The sequence below is a fragment of the Streptomyces sp. NPDC096205 genome (assembly GCF_044763135.1).
In the GTDB taxonomy this organism is placed as follows: domain Bacteria; phylum Actinomycetota; class Actinomycetes; order Streptomycetales; family Streptomycetaceae; genus Streptomyces.
Genome location: NZ_JBIWFS010000006.1, coordinates 263400 through 284814 on the forward strand (window position 1 = coordinate 263400; position 21415 = coordinate 284814).

Genomic DNA, 21415 nt, shown 5'->3' on the forward strand with positions numbered 1-21415 from the left:
ATAGGCGGATGACGTCGATACATGAACGTTTCCTCACCAGCACGGTCCCTCCGCTGTCCGGCCACGGTCTGCGGCTGCTGCCCTGGGACGCCGACTCCCCTGCGGACGCCGAGGCCTGGCTGCGCGGGCTGACCGACCCGGAGTTCCGGCGCTGGAACACGCCCCTCAAGCCGGTCGAGGATCTCGCGACCGCCCATGCCTCGCTGCGGGCCAAGGCGGAGCGCGCGGCGGACGGCGTGGATGTCACCTTCCGGGTCGCGGACGCGGTGAGCGGTACGACGCTGGGCCAGATCGGCGTCAACCTGATCGACCACCTCATGCGGGTCGCCCGCGTCGGCTACTGGGTCCTGCCCGAGGCCCGGGGCCAGGGCGTCGCCGCCCGTGCCCTGCGCCTCACCGCGGACTGGGCGTTGACCGACCTCGGCCTGCACCGGCTGGAGCTGGGGCACGCGGTCGGGCACGACGTGTCCTGCCGGATCGCCGAGCGGTGCGGATTCCCGTACGAGGGGACGCTGCGGGGGGCGATGTGGGAGGACGAGCGCCGGGAGACCTTCCGGGACGTCCATCTGCACGCCCGCCTCGCCACCGACCCCGAGGTGGGGGTGTGACGCGCGAGAGACGGGGCTGGCGGCTGACCTGGGATCTGGACGACTTCCTCACCCATGCCGGAACGTTCCTGCACTCGCGGCCGGATCTGCACACCGTCGTCCTCACAGTTACCGACGGCCTGCGCACGCGCGGACCGAACGCGTACGGCGTCGAGGCCCCGTACTTCGGGATGCTGGAGGAGGACGGCGCCGTGCGCGCGGTCTGCTTCCGCACGCCGCCACACCGGCTGGGCCTCACGCCGGTCACGGCCGCGCAGGCCGACTCGCTCGCGGCTCATCTGGTTGCCGTCGGCCGCCCGGTCCCCGGCGTCAGCGCGGAGGCCGAGACCGCGGGCCTCTTCGCCGAGGCCTGGCAGCGGCGCACCGGGGCCACGTCCGCGGTGCGTCAGCGGCAGCGGCTCTACCGGCTCGACACGCTGACCGTGCCGCGGCCGGTGCCCGCGGGGCGGCCGAGGATCGCCGAGGAGGCGGACCGGGAGCTGCTGGTGCGCTGGTTCGGGGAGTTCCACCGGGACATCGGCGAGGACGACGGCGGACGCGGAGGCTCCTGGGCCGACGCCCGCCTCTCCTACGGCGGCGTCACCCTCTGGGAGGCCCCCGACGGCACCCCGCTCTCCATGGCCGGACTGACCCCGCTGATCGCCGGCCAGATCCGGGTCGCGCCCGTCTACACCCCGGCCCCCCTGCGCGGCCGGGGCTACGCCGGCGCCGTCACGGCCGAGGTCAGCCGCCTCGCCCGGGAGCGCGGCGCCGACCAGGTCCTGCTCTTCACCGATCTGGCCAACCCCACCAGCAACGCCCTCTACCAGCGGATCGGATACCGCCCGGTGGCGGACTTCACGGCCTGCGACTTCACGGCGCGCGACCGCACCGCCGGCGACGTCCCGGCCCGCGACACCACGGCCCCGGGCTCACCGGCCCATGGCTCACCGCCCCGAAGCGCAGCAGCCCGCGGCTCCACGACCCCCGGCTCGACGGCCGCGTGAGACGTACGGCGGCCTGAGCACAACCGCCTGAGCCCCACGGGCCGCCGGAGACCCACGGCTGCCCGACCTACGGGCCGCCGGAGACCCACGGCTGCCCGACCTACGGGCCGCCGGAGACCCCACGGCCGCTCAAGACCTACGGGCCACCGCTCATCCGCGGCTACCTAAACCCCACGCCCGCCCAAGACCTACGGGCCACCGCTCATCCGCGGCCGCCTGAGCCCCACGGGCCGCGAGACCCACGGCCGCCCGAGACCCACGGGCCACCCAAGACCCAAGGGCCCCACACCCCCCGGGCCCTAAGGCCACAGCAGCTCGCGCGCCCAACCACCAACCACCCGGCGGTAGCTGAGCCGTATGTGGCGCCGTTGCTCATCCCCCTGGAAGAACTCCACCTCCTCGGGGCGGAGCCGGTACAAGGTCCAGGACGGGACCGGCGCGTCGGGGTCCCGGCGGGCCCGGTCCCAGGCGGCCTCCGAGGCCCGGGCCAACTCGTCGGCGGAGCCGAGGATCTCGCTCTGCCGGCCGGTGAGCGCGGCGGCCAGCGCGCCGGTGGAGCGGGCGTGCAGATCCGCCTGGCCCTCCTCGGAGGGCGCGGCGGTCACCGGGCCCCGTACCCGCACCTGGCGTCCGAGGACCGGCCAGTAGAAGCCGAGCGCGGCATACGGCCGCCCGGCCAGGTGGCGGCCCTTGCGGCTCGTCGCGTGCGAGGCGAAGGCCCAGCCGTCGGTGTCGGCGCCGTGCAGCATCACGGTCCGGACGTCGGGCAGGCCGGCCTCGTCCGCGGTGGCGAGGCTCATGGTGTGCGGCTCGGTCTGCCCGGCCGCCACCGCCTCCGCGAACCAGCGCGTGAAGAGGTCCAGCGGCTCGGCGGGCGCGGTGTCGGTGTCGAAGGGCGGCAGCTCGGTGATCTGCGGGTCCCAGACCCGCAGCGACCGCAGCAGCTCGTGCAGGTCCTGTGCCATGCCCGAAGTATGGCCGGGGACGCCGTACCGGCTCAGCCCCGCCCCAGGACCACCGTCCCCGAGGAGCAGAACCAGCCCCCCGTCCCCGACGCCACCGCCAGCTCCGGCAGGGACCCGTCCGCGCGCCGCACCTGGCGCGCATCCGCCTCGCCGCGCAGTTGCCGTACGGCCTCCACCAGCAGGAACAGCCCCCGCATGCCGGGGTGCTGGGCGGACAGGCCGCCGCCGTCGGTGTTCACGGGCAGCTCCCCGCCCTGCACCCGCAGCCGCCCCTTGCCCACGAAGTCGCCGCCCTCGCCCTTGGCGCAGAAGCCGAGATCCTCCAGCGTCACCAGGGTCATATAGGTGAAGGCGTCGTAGATCTCCGCGAGGTCGATGTCCGCCGGGCGCACCCCGGCCCGTGCGAAGGCCAGGGGGCCGCTCACCGCGGCGGGCGACACCGTGAAGTCGGGCCATGAGCCGAGCGCCGAGTGGGAGACGTGCTCGCCGGTGCCGAGGACCCACACCGGGCGGGTGCGGCAGTCACGGACGTACTCCCGCGAGGCCAGCAGCACGGCCGCTCCGCCGTCGGAGCGCAGACAGCAGTGCGGCTTGGTGAACGGGTCGGCGATCAGCGGGGCGTCCAGCACGTCGTCCACGGTCAGCGGGGTGCGGTACAGGGCGTCGGGGTTCAGGGCGGCGTTCGCGCGGGCCTGCACGGCCACCTCGGCGAGCTGCTCGATCGTCGTGCCGTACTCGATCATGTGGCGGCGCGCGGCCATCGCGTACTTGGCGATGAGCGTGATGCCGTACGGCGTCTCGAACTGCGCCGGCCCGCGGGTGCCGAAGGTCAGGTCGCCGCTGCGGCGGCCCGCGCGGATGTCGGCCCGGGCGGTGGAGCCGTAGACCAGCAGGACCGCCCGGGCGTGCCCGGCGGCGATGGCGTCGGCGGCGTGGGCGGCCATCACCTCCCAGGTCGCCCCGCCCACGGAGGTGGAGTCGACCCAGGTGGGGCGCAGCCCCAGATGGTCGGCGACCTCGACGGGGGCCAGCAGGCCCGTGCCCGCCGAGGCGAACCCGTCGACGACCGACCGGTCGAGCCCTGAGTCGGCCAGCGCGCGGCGGGCGGCCTGGGCGTGCAGGGCGTACGGGGTGGCGTCGTCCACCCGGCCGCAGGAGGAGAGGGCGACCCCAACGATCGCCGCGTCACGGTGACCCATGGAAACTGACGGTACGTCAGACAGCGCCTCGCGGTCGAGACCTCGCCCCTCTTCGCATCTCCGCCCCCGCGCCCTAATATGACGGCCCGTCAGATCCGGGAGGTCGCCCATGGACGCCGCCTTCACGCCCGAGCAGGACGAGATCCGCCGCACGCTGAGGGACCTGCTCCGCCGGCATCCCACCGCGGTGCGCGAGGCCGTCGGCCTGCCCGCCGGGTACGACCCCGGCCTGTGGGCCGCTCTCGCCGACCCGCTCGGCCTCCCGGGGCTCGCGCTGCCGGAGTCGTACGGCGGTGTCGGCGGCACGGTGGCGGACCTCGCCCTCGCCGCCGAGGAGACCGGACGGGCCCTCGCGCCCTCGCCCCTGCTCGCCACCTCCGTCCTGGCAGCCCCGCTGCTGCTCGCCCTCGGCACCGACGCCCAGCGGACCAGGCTGCTCCCGCGCCTCGCCGACGGCACCGTCACCGCGGCCCTCGCCGCACCCGGGGCCGGTCTCGCCGTCGCGCTCGGGCTCACCGGCGACAACCGGGGCTCCTGGGCGGGCGGCGGCCGGGCAGGGGGCGTGCAGGCGCGGCGGTCGGACGGCGCGTGGCGGCTGTACGGGGAGGCAGACCAGGTCCTCGACGGGCACAGCGCGGACCTGCTCCTCGTCCCGGCGCACAACGGCGGGTACGCCCGCTCCCGCACGCTCCTCTTCCTCGTCCCCGGCGACGCCTCCGGCCTGACCCGCGTACGGCAGACGGCGTTGGACGCGACCCGGCCACGGGCGCACGTACAACTGCGGGATGTGGAAGCCGAGTTGCTCGGCTCCGACGACGGGGCGGATGTGTGCGGGGCGCTCGCCGGAGCCGGTGGGAGTGCCGCCGCGTTCCTCGCGTGCGAGGCCGTCGGGGCCGCGGACCGGGCGCTGGAGCTGACCGTGGGGCATGTGCGCACGCGTGAGCAGTTCGGGCGGCCGATCGGCTCCTTCCAGGCGGTGCAGCACCGGCTGGCCGACGTCCATGTCGAGGTCGAGGCGGCACGCTCGGCGGCGTACTACGCGGCCTGGGCAGCGGTCCAGGGCGACCCGGCCGCCCCCGCCGACGCGCTCGCCCTCGCCCAGGCCCCCGTCGGCGCGCTCGCTCTCGCCCAGGCCCTCCAGGCGCTGCGCCTGGCCGCCGCCGAGGCGATCCAGCTGCACGGCGGCATCGGCTTCACCTGGGAGCACGACGCCCACCTGTACTTCAAGCGGGCCGCGGGCGACGAACTGCTCCTCGGCCCCGTCCACCTGCTGCGGGCCCGTGCCGCCGAGACGGCCGGGCTCTTCACCCGCGAGGAGATCCCCGTATGAGCGGCGTCGGCGTACGGCTCGTGCAGAAGGTGTCCTCCACCCGCGGCTTCGCCAAGGCCGCCCCGTACGTCATCCCGGCCCTCGACCGTGCCGTGCACCGGCTGACCCGGGGAAAGGTGCTGCTCAGCGCCCGCATGCTGCCCGGGCTGGTGCTCACCTCCACCGGCGCGCGCAGCGGGCTGCCCCGGCGGACGCCGCTGGCCTGCATGCCCGAGGAGGACGGCCGCGGCTGGCTCCTGGTCGGCTCCAACTTCGGCCGCACCGGCCACCCTGCCTGGACCGCCAACCTCCTCGCCCACCCGGACGCCGAGATCAGCTGGAAGGGCCGGGACATCCCGGTCACCGCCCGGCTGCTGGCCGGGGAGGAGCGGGCCGCGGCCTGGGAGGCGGCGCTGGCGTTCTGGCCGCCGTACGCCACGTATCAGGCGCGGGTGGAGCGGGAGATACGGCTCTTCAGGATCGCAGTGAAGTGACGATCAGAGCGTGGCGAGCCGCTGGACCAGCAGGAACGCGCCGATCCCCAGCATCGCCGCGCCCGAGGTGCGGGTGACCGCGCGGGCGGCGGCCGGGCGGGCGCGCAGGACCGCGCGGGCCGCGACGCCGACGGTGAGGTAGACGGCCGCGCAGCACGCCATGTGGAGCAGGCCGAGCGTGGCGGTCTGCAGCGGCACCGGGAGGTGGTCGCCGACGGTGGTGAGGAACTGGGGCAGGACGGAGAAGTAGAGCAGCAGGCCCTTGGGGTTCAGGCCGCTGATCGTGGCGCCGCGCAGGAAGACGCCCGCGCCGCCGCCGCGCACCGGCTCCTCATCGGCGCCGGGGACGCCCGGGCGGCGCAGCACGCCCCAGCCGAGCCACACCAGATACCCGGCGCCCGCCACGGTGAGCGCGGTGAGCAGCGCCGGGGAGCCCGCGACCAGCACCGCGAGGCCCGCCGCCGCGAGCAGCGTGTGCAGCGCGTAGCCCGAGACGAGGCCGCCCACCGCCGCGCCGACCGAGCGGCCGCGCAGTCCGGCGGCGATCGCGTACGCCCAGTCGGCGCCCGGTACGCACACCAGCAGCAGGTCGATCGCGAGGAAGGAGATGAGGGCAGCCGAATCCATACCGGGAACGCTATGCGTGATCTGCCCGAAAGTGTTCCCGAACTTTGCCCGCCGTCTCGCACGATGAGGGAAGATCTGCCTCATGGACGACGTTGACCGGAAAATTCTTGCCGAGCTGCAGCAGGACGGGCGGCTCACCGTGACCGAGCTGGCCGGGCGGGTGCGGCTGAGTGTCTCGCCGTGCCATCGGCGGCTGCGGGAGCTGGAGCGGTCGGGGGCGATCAGCGGCTATCGCGCGGTGGTGGAGCCGGCGGCGGTGGGGCTGACCTTCGAGGCGCTCGTCTTCGTCTCCATGCGCCAGGAGGACCGTGACACGGTCGTGGAGTTCGAGCGGGCCCTGACCGAGGTGGAGCACGTGCTGGACGCGCAGCGGCTGTTCGGGGAGCCGGACTATCTGCTGCGGGTCGCTACCGCGGATCTTGCGGCGTTCCAGAGGCTCTATGACGAGAGGCTGGCTACTTTGCCCGGGGTGCAGCGGTTGACGTCGACCCTGGTGATGAAGCATGTGGTGAAGGACCGGCCGTTGCCCTCGTGATCGCCGTGGCGGTTGATCGCCGTTGCGGGCTGTGCGGCCGTCCTTCGCTTCTCGCGCAGTTCCCCGCGCCCCTTTCGGGGCGCTTGACAAGACATGGGGATCTTCCGGAGAGGATTACTTCGTGGGCTTCTTGCCCGTCACGCCCAGGTGGACCAACAAGGCCAGGTTCGGCTTGAGTTCGGCCTGCTTGACGCCCCAGGAGGTGAAGCCCTTCTGGTGGGAGGCGACCGCGGCGAGCATGGCGACGATCGAGCCCGCGACGGCGGCCGGGTTGACGTCCTTGTCGACCTTGCCCTTGGACTGGAGTTCGGTGACGGCGTCCGCCAGGGAGTTGTTCACCGAGTTCAGGATCTTCATGCGGAGCTTGTAGAAGCGCTTGTCGCCCTCGGCGGCCCCGAGGTCGACGACGCGCAGGATCGCGTCGTTCTTGCGCCAGAACTCCAGGAATCCGTCGACGAGTTCCTGTGCCGTCTGCCAGCCGGCCTTGCCGACCCAGCTGCGGCCCGCGAGCAGTTCGGTCAACCCGGCGCCCTCGGTGGCCATTTGTTCGGCGATCTCCAGGACGGCGCCCTCGACGTCCGGGAAGTACTGATAGAAGGTCGCGGGCGAAGTGCCCGCTTTCCGGGCGACATCGATGACCTTGACGTCCCGGTAGGGAGAGGAGCTGAGCATCTCACTGAGGCAGTCCAGCAGCTTCTGCCGCGTGGCCTGCCCACGCCGACCGGCCACGCGGCCGTCAACGGTACGCACTTGTCCTGTCATGCCGTCAGCTTACCGAGGGGTGATGGGAGCGCGATTCGGCCGACTGCAAATGGGGTGCCCGGGGGATCGAAGGCTGGTGTGCTGGTCTGCGCGCTGCGTGAGCGGCCGTTACTTTTCTTGTATGGCCGAAAACAGGGCATCGCGGTGCACGGAGGGCGTCCCCTGCTGGGTGGACGCCCAGCTTCCCGACGTGGAAGCGGGGAAACGGTTCTACGGTGAGCTCTTCGGATGGACCTTCGAGGAGTGGCAGGGCGGCTCCGTGCGGGCCCTGAAGGGCGGGGAGCCGGTCGCCGCGCTGGCCCACAAGACGGACGGCCGTATGCCCACCGTCTGGACCGTGTACTTCGCCACCCCGGACGTCGAGTCGCTGGCCCGCCGCCTCCGGGAGGCGGGCGGGCAGGTGGTGGCGGCGCCGCTGCCCGTCGGCCGCCTGGGAACCTCCGCGCTCGCCGCCGACCCCGAGGGCGCCGTCTTCGGCCTCTGGCAGCCGGGCACCCACCCCGGCTTCGGGGTGCGCCACGAGCCCGGCACCTTCGTCTGGGCCGAGCTGTACGCCCGGGACACCGCGGGCGCCAACATCTTCTACGGCGACCTCTTCCACGACGCCCTGTTCGGCCCCGACGCCCGGCCCGACTTCGGGCGGGCGCCCGTCACCGACGTCTTCCCCACCGAGATGCCATCGCATTTCCTCGTGCATTTCCGGGTCGAGGACTGCGCGGAGGCGCTGGCGGAGGTGGGCCGGCTCGGCGGGCGGGTGCAGGCGGGGCCGTTCTCCACTTCCTACGGCACCGTGGGCGTGGTCACCGACAACCAGGGGGCGTCGTTCGCCGTGCTGGAGCGCTGAGCAGGTAGTTTTGCCCCTGTTTATGGCCGGACACCCCAATTCTCACCGGGTTCGCAACCTGTGGCCCGGCCAGGAAGAATCGGGGTGCGTGCCGCCATGGCGGTGCGGTGGTGAGACGCTGCACGGGGTCGCGTACATATGTGGGTGACGCGGCCCGTACGGGGAGGTGGCAGGCAAGTGGTGGATCAGCTGACACAGCACGATCCGCGGCGGATCGGGCCGTTCGAGGTGCTGGGACGGCTGGGAGCCGGCGGCATGGGGCTGGTCTATCTCGCGCGATCGGCGTCCGGCCGACGGGTGGCGATCAAGACGGTCCGCACGGAGCTCGCGGAGGACCAGCTCTTCCGCGTCCGCTTCACGCGCGAGGTGGAGGCGGCCCGCGCGGTCTCCGGCTTCTACACGGCGGCCGTCGTCGACGCCGATCCGCGGGCGGCCGTGCCCTGGCTGGCCACCGCGTACGTGCCCGCGCCCTCGCTCGAGGAGATAGTGAACGAGTGCGGGCCGCTCCCGGCCCAGGCGGTGCGCTGGCTCGCGGCGGGCGTCGCCGAGGCCCTGCAGTCCATCCACGGCGCCGGGCTGGTCCACCGCGACCTCAAGCCCTCCAACGTCCTCGTCGTCGAGGACGGGCCCCGGGTGATCGACTTCGGTATCGCGTCCGGCGTGTCGAACACGCGTCTGACCATGACCAACGTGGCCGTCGGCACCCCGGCCTACATGTCCCCCGAGCAGGCCAAGGACTCGCGGAGTGTGACCGGCGCGTCCGACGTCTTCTCGCTCGGCTCCACCCTGGTCTTCGCCGCGACCGGCCACCCGCCCTTCCACGGCGCCAACCCGGTCGAGACGGTGTTCATGCTGCTCAGGGAGGGCCCGGACCTCGACGGCCTGCCCGACGAGCTGCGCCCGCTGATCGAGTCCTGTATGCAGATGGAGGCCTCGGCCCGGCCCACGCCGGCCGACCTGCAGGCACAGCTCGCCCCGCATCTGTTCGGCTCCGGCTCCGACGACAGCGGCACCGCCAGCGCCTGGCTGCCCGAGAAGGCCGTCGCCCTCATCGAGACCCGCCGCGGCGGCCGCCTCGCCCCCAAGCCCGCCCCCGTCGGGGGCCGCAGCACCGGCGGACACCGGCCAGGACACTCGGGCCACCCCGTAGTGCCCCCGCCCCCGCCTCCGCACCCGCCCGCCCCGGTGAGCTCCCCCTCCGGTGCCTCCGACACCGGCCCCGTACGCCTGGCCGGCGGGTCCGTGCCCATCGGCCCGGGTCCGCGCGTCGCCGACGCCCGCGCCGCCGCCGTCAAGGCGCCCCCGCCCGAGGCCGGCCTGGTCGCCGCCTGGTCCAAGCCCCGCCCCGGCGGGGTCAACGGCACCGACCCCGCCCCGGCGCAGCCGCCCGCGGCGGCCCCGGAGACGCCCGGTTCCTGGCGCCCGTGGCGCTTCCGCATGTCGAACGACGTGTGGGGCACGCCCTCCGTCGCCGACGACCTCGTCTATGTCACCTCCTTCGAGGTGCACGCCCTCGACGTCGCCACCGGCCGGCGCCGCTTCAAGACCCGCGACGTCGCCTGGTCCATGGCCGTCGCCGACGGCCGTATCCACGCCTCCGACGGGCCCACGCTGTTCGCCCTGGACGCCCGCGAGGGCACCGACCTGTGGCGCCTGCAGACCGACGCCTGGGTGTACTCGCTGAAGGCCGACCGCGGCACCGTCGTCACCGGCACCCGCGGCGGCGGCGTCCAGGCATGGGAGGCCGCCGGCGGCCAGAAGCTGTGGGAGCTCACCGGCGCCCAGACCGACTTCGAGTCCCCCGAGGCCGGCCCGGCCGTCCACGACGGCACCGTCTACGTCTGGCAGGACGCCCGGCTGCGCGCCCTCGACGCCCGCACCGGCGACGAGCGCTGGTCCTACCCCATCGGCGACGCGGCCTCCTGCGGCGGCGTCCCCGTCCGGCTCACCCCCGCCCCCGACGGCTACGTCTACGTCAGCGCCGGCACCCGTGTCCTCGCCATCGACATCGCCGCCGGGCACGTCAAGTGGCACTTCGAGGCCCCGGCCGTCTTCCTCTGCCCGCCCGCCTACGCCCCCGGCCCCGCCGTCACGGGCGGTGGCGTCTACCTCGCCGACTACCTCGGCACCGTCTACGCCCTCGACGCCACCGACGGCCGCGACCGCTGGCGCATCGCCACCGAGAGCCGCGCCTCCATCGAGCCGGTCCTGGTCGCGGGCGGCCACGTCCACGTCGGCAGCGGCAACGGCCTCTACACCCTCGACGCCGTGACGGGCACGCCGAAGTGGCGCTTCCAGGCGGGCGGCGACATCGTCGGCGCCCCCTCCGTCGCCGAGGGCCGCATCCACTTCGGCTCCACCGACCACCTGCTCTACACCCTGAAGGCCGACGACGGCCGCCTGCGCTGGAAGCTGGCCACCGGCGGCGAGATCACCGGCTCCCCGGTGGTCAAGGACGGCATCGTCTACGCGTGCAGCAAGGACCGCTGCGTGTACGCGCTGGACGCGGAGAAGGGCACGGGGACGGCCCGCACGGCGTAGCGCCCCGCCGGAGCGGGACGGCCGTCGTACCGGGGCACGGAAGGGGCCAGACGGCGGCCGTCGCTGAAGGGAGCTGAGGGGAACTCGGCCCGTCACCGCTCTCACGGCAGACGCTACGCCCGGTGAGCCGGGCCCGCCACACAGGCCCTGGAGGCTGTCCGACAGGCCCTAGGGCCTGTCGTTTGGATCATGCCGGCGTCGCGGGGTCTGGCACGCACTCCCCCACTGCCTCAAGGGCGTGGGGGGACCCCCAGCGGCGTTGTCGTCGGTTGCCGACTCCCCCACGCTCGAATCGAGCTCGCGCGGGGGGACCCCCATCGCGTCGACGCCCTCCTCCGCCTTGCAGCTGCACGCACCAGACCCCGCTCGACCCGGCCAAGAAGCGCAGTCCCTTTCAGCCGACCTGATCCAAACGACAGGCCCTAGCGCGTGCGGAACCCGCCCGTCCGCCGTGCCCGGAACAGCTCGGCCTGCCGCTCCGGGGCCAGATTCCCCAGCGCGATGAGCTGGGGCGCCATCGCGAACCCCCGCTCCAGCGCCCCCTCCCGCGCCGCCCACAACGCCCGCACGGTCCCCTGCACGGCCTCGGCGGGGAACCCCGCGACGGTCCGGGCACAGGCGAGGGCCGCCTCCAACGCCCCATCCGGCGCGGTCACTTCGGACACCAGACCCACGCCGTACGCCCGCTCGGCCCCCATCCGCTCCCGCACCCCCATCAACGCCATCCGCGCGACCTCGCCGTACGGCATCCGCTGCGCCATCAGCAGCGACTCGTACGCGCTGACCATCCCGTACGAGGTGTGCGGATCGAAGAAGGAGGCATCCGCCCCGGCGACCACGAACTCGCACTCCCCGAGCAGATAGAAGGCCCCGCCGCACGCCATCCCCTCCACCGCGGCGACCACCGGCTTCCACAGGTCGTTCGCCTTCGGCCCGACCCCCAGCAGCGGATCGTCCTGCATGTACGGCGACCCCGGCTGCGGCACGTCGACGTCCCGGTCGATCCCGGTGCAGAACGCCCGCCGCCCCGACCCGGCCAGCACGACGGCCCGGACCGAGTCGTCGTACCGCAACGACCGCCAGATGTCCCGGAGTTCCTCTACGGTGTCCAGATCGATCGCGTTGAGCCGCTCGGGCCGGTCCAGCGTGACGACGGCGACCCCGGTGTCCGCGTCGGTGTCGAGACGCACGCCCTTCACGCGAGCACCCACTGCGGAAGCCCGCCGTCGCAGAACACGACCCGCACGCGGGCGCCGATGCGGATGCCGTCCGGCGGAAGGGAGTTGAGGGGCGCCCCGGGCGCGGGCACGAGGTTGCCGACGAGCCGGATGCGGGGGAGGTCCTCCAGCTCGACGACCACGACGTTGTACGGCGCCTGCGCCGCGTAGTCCGGGAGCAGCGGCGGATGGGCGACGACGTACGACCAGACCCGGCCGCGCCCCGAGACCGGACGCCAGTCGCTGTCGAAGGACCGGCAGTGCGGGCAGCACGGCCGGGGCGGGAAGCGGGGCTCGGCGCAGCCGGCGCAGACCTGGACACGCAGTTCACCCCGGGCGGCGTACTCCCAGAAGGGGGCGCCGTCGGGGTCGGTGACGGGGCTCAGCACGGGGTCAGCTCCTGTTGGTGAGCAGCAGCGCGGATGTGGGGACGCCCTCGCCGGCGGTGACGAGGCAGGTTGTGGCGCCGGGGACCTGGGCGGTGCTGGTGCCGCGCAGTTGCTTCACGCCCTCGTTGACGAGGTTGAAGCCGTGCACGTACGCCTCGCTGAGCCCGCCCCCGCCGGTGTTGAGGGGGAGCCTCCCGCCGGTCTCCAGGGCGCCTTGTTCGGTGAACGCGCCTCCCTCGCCCCTCCCGCAGAAGCCGTAGCCCTCCAGGGAGAGGGGGATCAGCGGGGTGAACGCGTCGTAGATCTGCGCCACGTCCACGTCCTGCGGCGTGAAGTCGGCGTGCTTCCACAGATGCCGGGCGGCGGCCCAGGAGGGGCCGGTGAGCGGGTCGTCGTTCCAGTAGTTGACCATGCCGTGGTGCTGGGCGGGCAGACCCTGGGCGGCGGAGTGGACGTAGACGGGACGCTGCCGGCAGTCGCGGGCCCGCTCTTTCGTGGTGATGACGCACGCGAGGGCCCCGTCCGTCTCGAGGCAGTTGTCGAAGAGGCACAGTGGCTCGCTGATCCAGCGCGCCGACATGTACATCTCGCGGGTCAGGGGCCGGTCGTACATCAGGGCGGCCGAGTTCTGGTTGGCCCGGTTGCGGCAGGCGAGCGCGACGTTGAAGAGGTGGTCGCGGGTGGTGCCGTACTCGTGCATATGGCGGCGGGCCAGCATGGCGATCTCGTCGACGGGCCGCAGAAGGCCGTAGGGGCGCGTCCACTGGGCGGGCGTGGGGAGTTGGGCGGTGGTGTTGGTCCAGGGGCGTGGCCCGCTGCCCCGCTTCCGCGAGCGCCACGCCACCCCCACGGTGGCCTGCCCCGCGGCGATCGCGGTGGCGAGGTGCGCGACGGTGGCGCAGGACCCCCCGCCGCCGTACGGGACGCGCCCGAAGAAGGTCAGGTCCCCGAACCCGACCGCCTTAGCCAGCTCCACCTCGTCGGTCTCCTCCATCGTGTACGACGCCACCGCGTCGACCTCGCCCGGCGCGATCCCGGCGTCGTCGAGCGCCGCGAGCACGGCCCGGCAGGCCAGGGTGCGTTCGTCCTCGGGGAGGTGCTTGGCGAACGCGGTCTGCCCGATGCCGACGACGGCGGTGGCGTCCTTGATCCCGGTGGCCATGGGTGCCTCCCCCTGGGGCATTAGCTGACGGACCGTCAGGTTAGCGCTAGCCTGACGAAGTGTCAGCTCTCGTGGAGGTGGAGGCCGATGGTGGACGGTGAGTGGGCCGGGTGGGGGACCATCCCCGGACTGGTGCGGGCGGCGACCGAGCGGTACGCGGACGTGGAGGCGGTGGTGGACTGCGGGGGCCGGGTCCGGGTGTCGTACGCCGAACTGGGCGCCCGCGTGGAGCGCGCGGCCGCGGCCTGCCTGGCGCGCGGTGTCCGGGCCGGCGACCGCGTCGCCGTCTGGGCCCCCAACTCCCTGGACTGGACGGTCGCCGCCCTCGGCGCCGTCTCGGCCGGCGCGGTCCTCGTCCCCCTCAACACCCGCTTCAAGGGCACCGAGGCGGCGGACGTGCTGCGCCGCAGCGGGGCCCGCCTGCTCTTCGTGACGGGGGCGTTCCTGGGCACGTCGTACGTGGCGGCGCTGAGGAGAGCGGCGGGGGAGGGGAGGGGTGAGGGGCAGGGTGAGGGGCAGGGCGAGGGGTCGGGCCCGCTGGCCGGACTGCCGGGGCTGCGGGATGTGGTGGTCCTGTCGGAGGACGCCCCGCCCGGCTTCCTGACCTGGAAGGACTTCCTGGCGGGAGGGGAGGGGGTGGGGGAAGCGGAGGTCCGTGCGGTGAGGGTGAAGGGATCAGATCCCTCGGACATCATCTACACCTCGGGCACGACGGGCCGCCCGAAGGGCGTGGTCATCACGCACGAGCAGAGTCTGCGGGCGTACGAGACGTGGTCGGCGCTCGCGGGGCTGAGCCGCGGCGACCGCTACCTGATCGTGAACCCCTTCTTCCACACCTTCGGTTACAAGGCGGGCATCCTCGCCTGCCTGATGCGGGGCGCGACGATGATCCCCCAGCCGGTGTTCGACGCGGAGACGGCCCTCGCGAACATCGCGAGGGAGGCGGTCACGGTCCTCCCGGGCCCCCCGACACTCTTCCAGTCGTTGCTCGACCACCCCGCCCGCCGGTCCCACGACCTCTCCTCCCTCCGCCTGGTGGTCACGGGCGCGGCGGTGATCCCCCTGCGCCTGGTGGAGCGCCTGCGGCAGGACCTGGGCGTGGAGACGGTGCTCACGGCGTACGGCCTCTCGGAGGCGAGCGGCGTGGTGACGATGTGCCGCCGCGGCGACGCCCCCCAGGTCATCGCCGCCACCTCCGGCCGGCCCATCCCCGGCGTCGAGGTCCGCCTGGTCACCGACTCGGGCGCGACCGCACCACCCGGCGAACCGGGCGAGGTGCACGTCCGCGGCTTCAACGTCATGCGGGGCTACGACGCGGACGCCGCCGCGACCGCGGAGGTCCTCGACTCGGAGGGCTGGCTGCACACGGGCGACATAGGCGTCCTGGACGTGGACGGCAACCTCCGCATCACCGACCGCCTGAAGGACATGTACGTCGTGGGCGGCTTCAACGCCTACCCGGCCGAGATCGAACGCCTCCTCGCCCTCCACCCCGACGTCGCCGACGTCGCCGTCATCGGCATCCCCGACCCCCGCCTCGGCGAGGTCGGCAAGGCATACGTCGTCCCCCACCCGGGCACCTCCCCGACCGCCGACGACCTCCTGTCCTGGGCCCGGCGCGAGATGGCCAACTACAAGGTCCCGAGGTCGGTGCAGTTCGTGGACACCCTGCCTCGCAACGCGAGCGGCAAGGTGGTGAAGGGCGAACTGCGGGGTGGGTGGGCTGGATTGTAGGGGTGGGGCGGGGGCGGCTGAGGGGCGGGGCGACCCTGGACGGCTGAGGGGCGGGGCGACCCTGGACGGCTGAGGGGCGGGTGGGCCCTGGACGGCCCCGTTTTCTTGGCTGGGGTGGGGCCGCCCGCTTCTCCTCGATTGTCGTGCTTCCGCGCCCCGAGTAAAGGGCGCTCCCTGCGGTCGCGTCGGCTGCCGCCGATGGCCCTGCGGGCCACCCTTGACTCGGGGCGCTCCAGCACGGGTGAGAAGCGAGCGGGCTGGCCCGGGAAAGCGGGGGGCCTGGGTGGGTGCCCCCTTAGGTCGCCTTGGGTGGGGGATGGGCGTTGGGGAGCGCGCCCGCGCCGTACATGCACGCCGGGCTGGTTCAGCGGCTTCCGGACCGTCCCGGGTGCCGAGCGCACTGCCCGGGTGGGGGCACGCCGGGTCGGTTTGGCGGCTTCCCGCTGGTGGGGGATGGGGGCGCCCGGGGGTGGGGGCGTGCCGCGGCCAGTGCTGGCCGCCGGGCCGTGCGGGGTGCGGAGCGCACCGGCTGGTTGGGGGGACGCCTGGTCGGTTCGGCGGCCGTCGGGCGGTCCGCGGTGCCGCGCGTGGGGCCGGGCGGGCCACTCCTGGTCCGCCGGCGGCCACCGCGCCGCTTGGGGTGCCGGGCGCACGGGGTGAGTGGGGGGCTGTGTGGGATAGGCCCTGGGTGGCGGCCGTGGGTCCGTGCGGCGGGGAGCCCCAAGGGCTTGGGCCTGGGCTTGGGCTTGGGTCTGGCGTGACGCGGCCCCACGGGCATCAGTCGCCACATGAGTCACGGGATGGGGGCACTTGGGGGGAGTGTTCGGGGGGTTTGCATCGTTTGTTGCATGTCGATGGCGCCGGTCGCTTCCCGGGCTGCAACAAACCATGCAAACACCCCCAGCCCCCTCACTCGCGACCGCCACCCGCCCCCCGCCGAGCCAGCCCGCCTCCACCACGGCCCCGGCGCGCCCGGCACCACCACCGGCGGGTGGCCGCTGAGCCCGCCCGGCGTGCCGCCACGGGCCTGCCGCGTGCGGCACCCGGGACGGCCTGGCGGCGCCAGGCAATGCCGGAGTGCCCCCGGCCACCCGCCGCGTGCGGCACCCGGGACGGCGCGGCGGCCGCTAGACCGGCCCGGCGTGCATGTGGGACGCGGCCGCGTTCCCCCAACGCCCATCCCGCTCCCAGGTGGGCCCAGGGGGTCACTTCCCTGGCCCCCCGTTTTCCGGGCCTGCCCGCTCGCTTCTCCCTCGTGCTGGAGCGCCCCGTGTCAAGGGGCGGCCGGAGGCCGATCGCCGGAGGCGACGCGACCGCAGGGAGCGCCCTTTACTCGGGGCGTGGAAGCACGACACTGGCAAAGAAGCGGGCGGCCCCACAGCGACTGGCGAACGCCGTGGGGGTCAGCCCAGCTCCGGCTCCGGGTTCAGCACCTCTCGGATCTGCTGGATCATCAGGGTGGGGTGGTGGAAGACGTCCTCGGCGGTGAAGCGGAGGAGGGTGTGGATGTCCGGGCAGCGGAGGAGTTCGTTGAAGCGGGTGATGTCCCGGCGGTGGGCGTCGCGGGTGCCGTGGTAGGCGTAGCCCTCGATCTCGACGGCAAGGCCTTGGGCGCGGAAGAGGAAGTCGAGGTAGCGGCGGGTGCCTTCTCGGGTGCGTACCTCTGCCTGGGTCTCCGGGTGCAGGCCGGCGTCGTGCATGCGGAGGCGGGCGATCGTCTCGGCCGGTGAGCCGGAGGCGCGGTCGGCGAGCGTCAGCCACTGTCTGGCGCGGGCGGCGCCTTTGTACGGGGCCTCCAGGGCGACGGCCAGGGCGGCCGGGCTGACCAGCGGCGGTCGGCGTACGCCTCCGACCCGGCGATAGCCGAGTGCGGAGTCCACGGCGACGAGTGCGTTGTCGCGGGGGCCGGAGCGCAGGAGGTCGGCGAGGGTGCGGGGTGCCTCGGTGACGCGGAGCCCCGAGCGCAGGACGACGACCTCGGTCTGGGGGAGGGGGAGTCGGTGCAGGCGGGCGCCGGGCAGGGTGGTTCTGCCGGTGGACGTGGGGCTGGTGAACTCCAGTTGGTCCGTGGCTGCGCGGCCGGTCAGGGTCTCGATGCGCCAGAGACGGGCGGCTGCGCCGTGGCTCACCACGAGTTCGGGGCGTACGGCTTGGACGGCCTTGAGGCGCAGCTGGGTGTCGACGGTCCGACCGGGTTCGGCCCATACGCCGTTCCGGACCCGGGCCCAGCCGCGTGACGTCAGCCACCGGGACAGCGCATGCCTGGGCCACCCCGCCTCCACCGCCCGGGAGGTGACCAACACGCCTCCCTCCGCCAACGCCCCCAGCTCCGTGCGCTCCATGCCCCCACTGTCATGAAGGGCACTGACATGAGCGCCGTCCCTGTGGACAATCGGGGTCGCCTCTTAAGGGGCGCGAGGCACGACAACTGGCCCCAGAAACACCTCGGCCGCGGCGGCTCCCCTCCGCGCCGCCGCGGCCGATCCCCGTCGGGATGGAAGTGCTTGGGACTTACTTGCCGTCCAGGTCCAGGGCGGGCGGGGCGGGCGAGTGGTTGTCCATCGTGGTGATCACATCGCTCGGCGGGACCGGCGAGTGGTTGTCCATCGTGACGATCGTGTCGTCGCTCGGCGGAACGGGCGAGTGGTTGTCCAGCGTCGTGATGTCCTCGGACTTGTTCTTGGCCTCGGCCATTTCCTAGCTCCCCTGAATATGGGCCAGATCTGGGCGGTCCCTGCCCGGCAACTCCCCCGAGGGTTGCCGGGCAGGGACCTGACAGGACTCTCGCATACCTGATGAGTCCCTCAGCGACCCGCCTGCCCCCCGACGCGACGGATCGATGCGTTGAGCATGTCAGCGAGGCATAAACAATCGATGAACGCTGCTGCGGCCCTGTCAGGCTGCCGAGAGGGGCGACAACAGTGCTCGTACCGCGTCCGCTTCCGGAGAGCCGACCTGCTCGTGGAGGGGCAGCGCCTCGAGCCAGCAGACCCGTGCGCGATCGATCTGGCCCAAGGCGGCCAGCGAACGCCCCAAGGTCGTCAGCACGCCTGCGCGCACTCGGTCACCGCCGATGCACCCGACAGCCAGAGCTTGCTCCGCATGCTTGGCCGCCAGTGTGTGGTGACGCCCCACAAGGTGAGCCTGGGCGATGCGGAAGTGAGTTGTTCCCTCCCAGAGGCGCTGACGATTCATCTGGAAGGTGTTCAGGGCCTCCGTGTACTCCACCAGCGCTTCGGACGGACGTCCGGCCTCGGTCAGCGCCAGCCCCAGGGCGTAGCGGGCATTGGCCAGACGCACCGTCGCTCCCAAGCGGTCGTACAGATCGATGCCCTGCTGAGCGAGCGCTATCGCGTGGTTCGTCCGCCCCATCGCGAGGTGAACGCGTGAAAGGTTGCACAGTGCGCTCGCTTCGCCCGCCAGGTTTCCGTCCTGGCGCGATGCCTCGATGGCGCGGACCAGATGCTGCTCGGCGTCCGCGTGACGTCCCTGATTGAGGCCGATGATCCCCCGGTCGTTGCTCGTCCAGAAAACGGGGGTGAGGTCCTCAGCCGCACCGGCCAGGAGTCCTGCCAGCCGAGCCTCCTCATCGGCCTCGCTGTAGCGGCCGGCCACCAGGTGCACGTTGGTCAGCGCCGTGCGCGCGCGTCCTTCCGCACGGGCGTCGGCCGAGGCCTGGGCGGCGTCTCTGGCGGCGAGCGCAGTGGACTCGTACTGCTTGGAGTTGGCTCCCGACTCACCCAGGTCCTTGGCAGCCCAGAGCAGATCCACACCGCGGCGCAGCCTGGGTCCGCCCAGGGCCTGTCGAGCCGAGGCCAGCAGGCAGTTGGCCTCGGAATACAGCCAGTCCAGCGCCTCTTGGCGATCACTGAAGCGCAGCCCCGGATACTCGGTGGGCTCCAGATGATCCACCAACCGATCCCCCGGCCGCTCGATCGCATAAACCCGAGCTGCCGTCGCCAGATAGAAGTCCAGCAGCCGAGAGAGCGCAGCCCCCCTCTCCTCCGGAGGCCATTCGTCCCGCTCCGCGCAAGACCGGGCATAGAGCCGTACCAGGTCATGGAACCGGTACCGCCCCGGGGCGGCGGATTCGAGGAGGGACGTGTCCACCAGGGACTCCAGCAGATCCTCGGTCTCCTCCACCCCGAGGTCCAGGACGGCGGCGGCGGCGGACAGGGAGATGTCGGGGCCGTCGGCGAGGCCGAGGAGGCGGAAGGCGCGGGCCTGGGCCGGGTCCAGGGCACCGTAGCCGAGTTCGAAGGTCGCCTTGACGGCGAGGTCGCCGGCCTGGAGTTCGTCGAGGCGGCGTCGCTCGTCGGCCAGCTTCGCGGCGAGGACGGACACGGTCCAGGTGCGGCGGGCCGCGAGGCGGGAGGCTGCGATGCGGATGGCCAGGGGGAGGAAGCCGCAGGCGGCGACCACGTCGAGGGCGGCCTCGCGTTCGGAGCCGACGCGTTCCTCGCCCACGATCCTGGTGAACAGGGCCAGCGCCTCGTCGGGGGACATCACGTCCAGGTCGACCAGGTGGGCGCCGGCCAGGTCGACCATGCGGACGCGGGACGTCACCAGGGCCGCGCAGCCGTCCGTGCCGGGCAGGAGGGGGCGGACCTGGGCGGCGTCGCGCGCGTTGTCCAGCAGCACCAGGACGCGGCGGCCGTCCAGGACGGAGCGGTACAGTGCGGCCCGTTCCTCCAGGGAGTCCGGGATCGCCGAGTCCGCGGTGCCGAGGGCGCGCAGGAAGGCGCCGAGGACCGTCTCCGGCTCCGCCGCGCGCGGGCCCGCCCCCTGGAGGTCGACGTACAGCTGGCCGTCCGGGAAGGCCGACCGCGCCTGGTGGGCCACGTGCACCGCCAGGGTCGTCTTGCCGACGCCCCCGATGCCCGCGAGGGCGGACACGGCCATCACCCGGCCCTCCGCCGAGGCGAGCACCTCACTGAGCTCGGCGACGAAGGACGTACGCCCGGTGAAGTCCGGCACCGTCGCAGGCAGCTGGGCCGGGCGGACCGGGATCACCGAGGGCTCCCCTGCGGGCGCGGCGGGCTCGGCGAGGCCCGGGTCCGCGCGCAGGATCCGCTCCTGCAGCTCGCGCAGCCCCGGGCCCGGGTCCACGCCCAGTTCGTCGGCGAGGAGCCTGCGGGTGTCGGCGTACACCGCGAGCGCCTCGGCCTGGCGCCCGCTGCGGTAGAGGGCGAGCATCAGCAGCTCGCGCAGGCGTTCGCGCAGGGGGTGGGCCGCCGTGAGGGCGGTGAGTTCGGAGACGGCCTCGGCGTGGCAGCCCTGCTCCAGGTCCAGGTCGAGCCGGGTCTCCAGCAGGCTCAGCCGCCACTCCTCCAGGCGGACGCGCTGGGCCTCGGCGTAGGGGCCGGGAACGCCCGCCAGGGGTTCGCCGTCCCACAGGGCCAGTGCGCGGCCGAGCAGCGAGCGGGCCTCACCGAGATCGCCTGTCTGACGCGCCTTCTCCGCCTCGGTCACCAGGTCCTGCGCGACCGCGAGGTCCAGGGAGCCGGGGGCCCGCACCGCGTAGCCGCCGGACTCGCTGACCAGGACCCCGGCGCCCAGCACCTTCCGCAGCCGGGAGGCGTACGTGCGAACCGCGGCCAGTGCCTGCGAGGGCGGTTCCTCGCCCCACAGCGCGTCGATCAGCTCGGCGGCCGTGGCGGTGCGGCCCTCGCGCAGCAGCAGGGCGGCGAGCAGGGCGCGTTGCTGCGGGGAGCCGGTCGGCAGCGCCTTGTCCTCCCGTGGAGCCCCGCCCACCAGGGACGGCTCGTTCTCGACATGCCAGGCGCGCACCGGTCCGAGCACGGCGAAGCGCAGCGGCGCGGGCTCCTCAGAGCCACGACGCTGCTCCGGTACGCGCGGTACCCCGTCCATCGACGTCCCCCTAGGGCCTCTCGTCTGGGTCATGTCGGCGTCCGCGGGGCCTGGTGCGTGCAGCTGCCGCGTTGTCGTCGGTTGCCGACGCTCCGCGTCGCCGCCCTCCTCCGCCTTGCAGCTGCACGCACCGGACCCCGTTCGGTTCGGCTGGAAGACGCAGTCTCTCTCA

Annotated in this window: 18 protein-coding genes; 8 read left to right on the forward strand and 10 right to left on the reverse strand. The window is 73.5% G+C overall.

All coding sequences use genetic code 11. From position 1 onward, the window contains the following. The first annotated feature begins 8 nt into the window (after positions 1 to 8). Together ACIQ6Y_RS23420 and ACIQ6Y_RS23425 are read left to right on the forward strand one after the other, a co-directional pair. Complete coding sequence (locus ACIQ6Y_RS23420; RefSeq protein WP_404041892.1) at positions 9 to 608, forward strand: GNAT family N-acetyltransferase; 600 nt, start codon at positions 9 to 11, stop codon at positions 606 to 608. Next, a complete protein-coding gene (locus ACIQ6Y_RS23425) occupies positions 605 to 1594 on the forward strand; it encodes a GNAT family N-acetyltransferase (RefSeq protein WP_404041893.1) in 990 nt (329 codons plus the stop codon). Before ACIQ6Y_RS23420 ends, ACIQ6Y_RS23425 begins: the two co-directional genes overlap by 4 nt. Positions 1595 to 1893: 299 nt before the next feature. Here the strand turns inward: ACIQ6Y_RS23425 and ACIQ6Y_RS23430 are convergent, their stop codons facing one another. Together ACIQ6Y_RS23430 and ACIQ6Y_RS23435 are read right to left on the reverse strand one after the other, a co-directional pair. Then, a complete protein-coding gene (locus ACIQ6Y_RS23430) occupies positions 1894 to 2559 on the reverse strand; it encodes a pyridoxal 5'-phosphate synthase (protein ID WP_404041894.1) in 666 nt (221 codons plus the stop codon). 32 nt (positions 2560 to 2591) lie between these two features. Beyond that, the gene (locus tag ACIQ6Y_RS23435; protein WP_404041895.1) at positions 2592 to 3758 is read right to left on the reverse strand and encodes a thiolase C-terminal domain-containing protein; all 1167 of its coding nucleotides are present in this window, start codon (positions 3756 to 3758) and stop codon (positions 2592 to 2594) included. A 109-nt stretch (positions 3759 to 3867) separates the two neighbouring features. Here ACIQ6Y_RS23435 and ACIQ6Y_RS23440 point away from each other — a divergent pair, with 109 nt between their 5' ends. Continuing rightward, positions 3868 to 5088, forward strand: a complete 1221-nt coding sequence (locus ACIQ6Y_RS23440) for an acyl-CoA dehydrogenase family protein (protein ID WP_404041896.1) — start codon at positions 3868 to 3870, stop codon at positions 5086 to 5088. Beyond that, positions 5085 to 5561: a nitroreductase family deazaflavin-dependent oxidoreductase gene (locus ACIQ6Y_RS23445; RefSeq protein ID WP_404041897.1), complete on the forward strand. Its 477-nt coding sequence runs from the start codon at positions 5085 to 5087 to the stop codon at positions 5559 to 5561. Before ACIQ6Y_RS23440 ends, ACIQ6Y_RS23445 begins: the two co-directional genes overlap by 4 nt. 3 nt (positions 5562 to 5564) lie before the next feature. Here the strand turns inward: ACIQ6Y_RS23445 and ACIQ6Y_RS23450 are convergent, their stop codons facing one another. After that, positions 5565 to 6188: a LysE family translocator gene (locus ACIQ6Y_RS23450; protein WP_404041898.1), complete on the reverse strand. Its 624-nt coding sequence runs from the start codon at positions 6186 to 6188 to the stop codon at positions 5565 to 5567. Between the two features lie 82 nt (positions 6189 to 6270). On the opposite strand from ACIQ6Y_RS23450, the gene ACIQ6Y_RS23455 reads away from it, so the two are divergent. Continuing rightward, positions 6271 to 6723, forward strand: coding sequence for an Lrp/AsnC family transcriptional regulator (locus tag ACIQ6Y_RS23455; protein WP_404041899.1), 453 nt, complete (start codon positions 6271 to 6273; stop codon positions 6721 to 6723). Between the two features lie 114 nt (positions 6724 to 6837). On the opposite strand, the gene ACIQ6Y_RS23460 is transcribed toward ACIQ6Y_RS23455, so the two are convergent. Next, on the reverse strand, positions 6838 to 7473 hold the full coding sequence (locus ACIQ6Y_RS23460; protein WP_404042161.1) for a TetR family transcriptional regulator: 636 nt from the start codon (positions 7471 to 7473) through the stop codon (positions 6838 to 6840). A 133-nt stretch (positions 7474 to 7606) separates the two neighbouring features. Here ACIQ6Y_RS23460 and ACIQ6Y_RS23465 point away from each other — a divergent pair, with 133 nt between their 5' ends. After that, positions 7607 to 8329 (forward strand): VOC family protein, encoded by a 723-nt coding sequence (locus ACIQ6Y_RS23465; RefSeq protein ID WP_404041900.1) that lies wholly within the window; start codon positions 7607 to 7609, stop codon positions 8327 to 8329. A gap of 177 nt (positions 8330 to 8506) precedes the next feature. Next, positions 8507 to 10870 (forward strand): PQQ-binding-like beta-propeller repeat protein, encoded by a 2364-nt coding sequence (locus ACIQ6Y_RS23470; RefSeq protein WP_404041901.1) that lies wholly within the window; start codon positions 8507 to 8509, stop codon positions 10868 to 10870. 422 nt (positions 10871 to 11292) lie between these two features. On the opposite strand, the gene ACIQ6Y_RS23475 is transcribed toward ACIQ6Y_RS23470, so the two are convergent. Genes ACIQ6Y_RS23475 through ACIQ6Y_RS23485 form a run of 3 tightly spaced genes read right to left on the reverse strand, consistent with a single transcriptional unit; the run spans position 11293 to position 13638 of the window. Then, on the reverse strand, positions 11293 to 12060 hold the full coding sequence (locus ACIQ6Y_RS23475) for an enoyl-CoA hydratase/isomerase family protein (RefSeq protein ID WP_404041902.1): 768 nt from the start codon (positions 12058 to 12060) through the stop codon (positions 11293 to 11295). Between the two features lie 5 nt (positions 12061 to 12065). Continuing rightward, on the reverse strand, positions 12066 to 12476 hold the full coding sequence (locus tag ACIQ6Y_RS23480) for a Zn-ribbon domain-containing OB-fold protein (RefSeq protein ID WP_404041903.1): 411 nt from the start codon (positions 12474 to 12476) through the stop codon (positions 12066 to 12068). 4 nt (positions 12477 to 12480) lie between these two features. Next, on the reverse strand, positions 12481 to 13638 hold the full coding sequence (locus ACIQ6Y_RS23485; protein WP_404041904.1) for a lipid-transfer protein: 1158 nt from the start codon (positions 13636 to 13638) through the stop codon (positions 12481 to 12483). An 87-nt stretch (positions 13639 to 13725) separates the two neighbouring features. Between ACIQ6Y_RS23485 and ACIQ6Y_RS23490 the strand changes: the two genes are divergently transcribed. Beyond that, complete coding sequence (locus ACIQ6Y_RS23490; RefSeq protein WP_404041905.1) at positions 13726 to 15372, forward strand: fatty acid--CoA ligase family protein; 1647 nt, start codon at positions 13726 to 13728, stop codon at positions 15370 to 15372. A 1403-nt stretch (positions 15373 to 16775) separates the two neighbouring features. Here ACIQ6Y_RS23490 and ACIQ6Y_RS23495 read toward each other — a convergent pair. The 3 genes from ACIQ6Y_RS23495 to ACIQ6Y_RS23505 form a co-directional block, all read right to left on the reverse strand. After that, positions 16776 to 17714 carry a hypothetical protein gene (locus tag ACIQ6Y_RS23495; RefSeq protein WP_404041906.1) on the reverse strand — a complete coding sequence of 313 codons (939 nt, stop codon included), beginning with the start codon at positions 17712 to 17714 and terminating at the stop codon, positions 16776 to 16778. A gap of 169 nt (positions 17715 to 17883) precedes the next feature. Continuing rightward, entirely contained in the window at positions 17884 to 18066 is a 183-nt protein-coding gene (locus ACIQ6Y_RS23500) for a sigma-like protein (RefSeq protein WP_404041907.1), read from the reverse strand. A gap of 201 nt (positions 18067 to 18267) precedes the next feature. Further along, on the reverse strand, positions 18268 to 21243 hold the full coding sequence (locus ACIQ6Y_RS23505) for an AfsR/SARP family transcriptional regulator (protein WP_404041908.1): 2976 nt from the start codon (positions 21241 to 21243) through the stop codon (positions 18268 to 18270). Between the last annotated feature and the right edge of the window lie 172 nt (positions 21244 to 21415).